The sequence below is a fragment of the Hyphomonas sp. genome (assembly GCF_037969335.1).
Lineage (GTDB): Bacteria > Pseudomonadota > Alphaproteobacteria > Caulobacterales > Hyphomonadaceae > Hyphomonas.
Genome location: NZ_JBBKXE010000187.1, coordinates 1 through 3029, shown reverse-complemented (window position 1 = coordinate 3029; position 3029 = coordinate 1). Strand labels below are relative to the sequence as shown.

At 63.6% G+C, this 3029-nt stretch carries 6 protein-coding genes; all 6 read left to right on the top strand.

Features of this window, described 5'->3' with window-relative positions; genetic code table 11:
• On the top strand, positions 1-272 hold a 272-nt coding region (locus AADA04_RS14045), incomplete at its 5' end, for a type II secretion system F family protein (protein ID WP_340693904.1).
• Between the two features lie 26 nt (positions 273-298).
• On the top strand, positions 299-748 hold the full coding sequence (gene gspG, locus AADA04_RS14040; RefSeq protein WP_340693903.1) for a type II secretion system major pseudopilin GspG: 450 nt from the start codon (positions 299-301) through the stop codon (positions 746-748).
• A gap of 8 nt (positions 749-756) precedes the next feature.
• A complete protein-coding gene (locus AADA04_RS14035; protein WP_340693902.1) occupies positions 757-1251 on the top strand; it encodes a prepilin-type N-terminal cleavage/methylation domain-containing protein in 495 nt (164 codons plus the stop codon).
• Positions 1244-1615, top strand: a complete 372-nt coding sequence (gspI, locus tag AADA04_RS14030) for a type II secretion system minor pseudopilin GspI (RefSeq protein ID WP_340693901.1) — start codon at positions 1244-1246, stop codon at positions 1613-1615. The genes AADA04_RS14035 and gspI overlap by 8 nt, the downstream gene beginning before the upstream one ends.
• Positions 1612-2217 carry a type II secretion system minor pseudopilin GspJ gene (gene gspJ / locus AADA04_RS14025; protein ID WP_340693900.1) on the top strand — a complete coding sequence of 202 codons (606 nt, stop codon included), beginning with the start codon at positions 1612-1614 and terminating at the stop codon, positions 2215-2217. Before gspI ends, gspJ begins: the two co-directional genes overlap by 4 nt.
• Positions 2214-3029 (top strand): type II secretion system minor pseudopilin GspK (gene gspK / locus AADA04_RS14020; protein ID WP_340693899.1); only part of this gene is annotated, 816 nt, incomplete at its 3' end. The genes gspJ and gspK, both read left to right, overlap by 4 nt.

The window sequence follows — 3029 nt, the reverse complement described above, 5'->3', positions numbered from 1 at the left end:
AAGGCGGCTCGTTCGCCGCCGCGCTCAAGGGCACTGGCGCCTTCCCGCCCATGATGGTCCACATGGTGGCCAGCGGCGAAGCAGGCCGTGACGTGCCCGGCATGATGACGCGCGCAGCCGAATTTCTCGAGGAAGAATTCGAAAATGCCACATCCACCGCCCTCAGCCTGATGGAGCCGATCATCATCGTTGTGCTCGGCGGCCTTGTCGGCATGATCGTTTTGTCGATCATGCTTCCCATCATCCAGCTTAATACGCTGGCGCTGCAATAGCGCTGCGGACCCAACAGGAGACCCGAATGACCCAGGCCAAAGACGACCCGAAAACCGCGCGACCCACCAAGGATTCCGGCTTCTCGCTCGTCGAGCTGCTCGTTACCGTGTCGATCATGGCCCTGCTCGCCACGGCAGTGGTGATCTCCGTCGGTCCCGTGCTCGGCAAGTCGCGCATCGACCGCGCCCGGTCGGACATCGCCGCGCTTGAAAGCGGCCTCGAACAATACAGCTTCGACATGTTCAACTATCCCGGCGCCGATACCGGCCTGGCTGCGCTCAAGACGCCTCCCTCGGGCGCGAAAGCCGACCAGTATCGCCCCAGCGGCTACATCAAGCGCGTCCAGCAGGACCCATGGGGCAATGATTACCATTACACCGTGCCCGGCCCCCGGTCCGGCGGCGCTTATGACGTGTTTTCTGCAGGCCCGGACGGAGAGCCCGGCAATGAAGACGATATCGGCAACTGGAACTGACACCTGAGATGATCACCCGTCGCGACCTCCACCCGTCCACCGAAGCAGGCATGACCCTGACCGAAGTGCTGGTCGCTGTGTTCATCATGGCGCTCGCCGCCGGCATGGTCACGATGACGATGCGCCCGAAAGCGGATCCCCTGGCCGAAGCCGCAACGCGCCTTGAACACGATGTCACTTCGGCGCTCGACCTGGCACTCGTCACCGGCGTGCCGCAGGGCCTGTCGATCACCGAAGACGGGTACCAGCGGCTCAGCTGGCAGAACCAGGTCTGGACCCCGGCCCCGGGCAGAGCGGTTACGTTCGCACACAACGTCAGTTTCGACACACCCCGCACATCCTCACAGGCTGTGTCCGACACAGTGACAATCGTCCCGAATGTCATCCTCGACACCACAGGCACCGCTCAGGGTGAGCCCCTCACGCTGATCCGCGATCGCCAGACGATCACGCTGACCATCGCGCCCAACGGCCAGGTCGCGTGGGAGGCGCCCGATGCCTGACCGCACATCGCAATCCGGATTCACACTTGTCGAAGTCCTCGCCGCACTCGGCGTCTTCTCGATATCGGCCATCGGCCTGATCCATCTCAGCAGCGAAACCACGGTCGGCGCCAAACAGGTCGACCTGCGGGCGCTTGCCGAAATCGAGGCCAGCAACCGCATGGCCGACGCCATGACACTACCGCCGCCGCTGCCAACCGGTGTGATCGCCGGTGCGGCCACGCAGCGCGGTCGCACATTCGATTGGACCCGCACCGTATCCCCGACGCAGGAAGAGGGCTTGTACCTTATCGATGTGACCGTCTCCCTGCCGGAGGCCGGTCAGGTGCTCGCCCACATTCAGGCCCTGAGGGCGGGCGAATGAAACAGCAGGATGCCGGATTCACACTCATCGAAACCCTGGTCGCGCTCGGCGTCACCGCCATGCTCGCCACGGCGGGAACGCTGATGATGCTGCAGACGCTGCAGGCCAGCCGCGCCATTGATGCGCGCATGGCAGACGTCCGTACGCTGGAGGCGGCCAACGGCCTTCTGCGCGCCGATTTCAGCGAGATGACCCAGCGCCCGTCAGCCGCACCCGACGCCTTCGACCCTGCCGTCGGTTTCACCGGCCGCACGGGCATTGAAACAGGTGATCTGATCAGCTTCGTCCGGTCCGGCTGGCGCGACCCACGAGTCGGTGGCGACCGCAGCGATCTCCAGCGCGTGGCCTTTCGACTCGAAGACGGAAAGTTGATCCGCAAGGCCTGGCTCCGGCCAGACCCGGTCCGGAACACGCCCATCGTGGAGCGCGTGCTTCTGGATGGCATAGCCGACCTGGAAATTCGCTACCGCCAAAAAGGCGTATGGTTCGACGAATGGCCTGCCGATGCCGATGGACGGCACCCGGACCTGGTGCAACTCGATCTGGAATTCGCCGACGCCGACCAGCTGACATTACAGTATATGGTGGGGGCCACGCCATGACCCCGGCATCTCCCCCCAAGGACCGCGGCGCCGCACTCCTGTCGATCCTGATGATCGTCGCCGTCATGTCCGTTGCCGCCCTGACCGCCGTCGACGCGCTCGGCCGGTCGATCAGTCTCGCGCGCGTTTCATCGCAACGCTCACAGACCCTGTGGGCAGCGCGCTCAACGGAAGCGATCGGCACGATTGCCATCTCGCGTCTCAAGGATATGGACGACGACACGATCAGGCAGGCGCTCGAGACCGGTCAGGCGATCACGCTGCCCTTTGAACGCGGCGTCATCCAGGCAACTTTGGCCGACAATTCCAATTGCTTCAATCTCAACACGATTACCGGCGAGGCCGACGACACAAACCATATCAGGCTCCAGACGCTGCTCGAAGCCCAAGGCTTGTTCCGGTCGGACGCCCGCGCGCTGGCCGAAAGCCTCGCCGACTGGATCGATACCGATTCCAATCCACGCGCGTTCGGCGCGGAAGATGGCTATTACGGCACTCTCGAAACACCCTACCGTGCCGCCAACGCCCGACTGGTCAACCTGTCCGAACTCCGTGCCATAAAGGGCTTCACGCCCGAGATCATCGAGACGATCCGGCCACTCGTTTGCGTCAGGCCTTCCACGTTCCAGTCCGCCCTGAATATTGAAACCTTGCGTGAACCAGATGCGCCCTTGCTGATCGCGCTTTACTCCGGTGAGCTCAGTCTGGAACAGGCGCAATCTGTCATCCGTGCACGGCCGCTGTCTGGCTGGCTGACGTCCGACGCATTCCTGTCAGACAGTGAGATCCAGTCGATTGCCGTCGCCTCCCGA

Excerpts from the sequence above, each read along its gene's own strand:
- AADA04_RS14035 (WP_340693902.1), top strand. The coding sequence starts at position 757 with ATGATCACCCGTCGCGACCTCCACCCGTCCACCGAAGCAGGCATGACC.
- gspG (WP_340693903.1), top strand. The coding sequence starts at position 299 with ATGACCCAGGCCAAAGACGACCCGAAAACCGCGCGACCCACCAAGGAT.
- gspI (WP_340693901.1), top strand. The coding sequence starts at position 1,244 with ATGCCTGACCGCACATCGCAATCCGGATTCACACTTGTCGAAGTCCTC.
- gspJ (WP_340693900.1), top strand. The coding sequence starts at position 1,612 with ATGAAACAGCAGGATGCCGGATTCACACTCATCGAAACCCTGGTCGCG.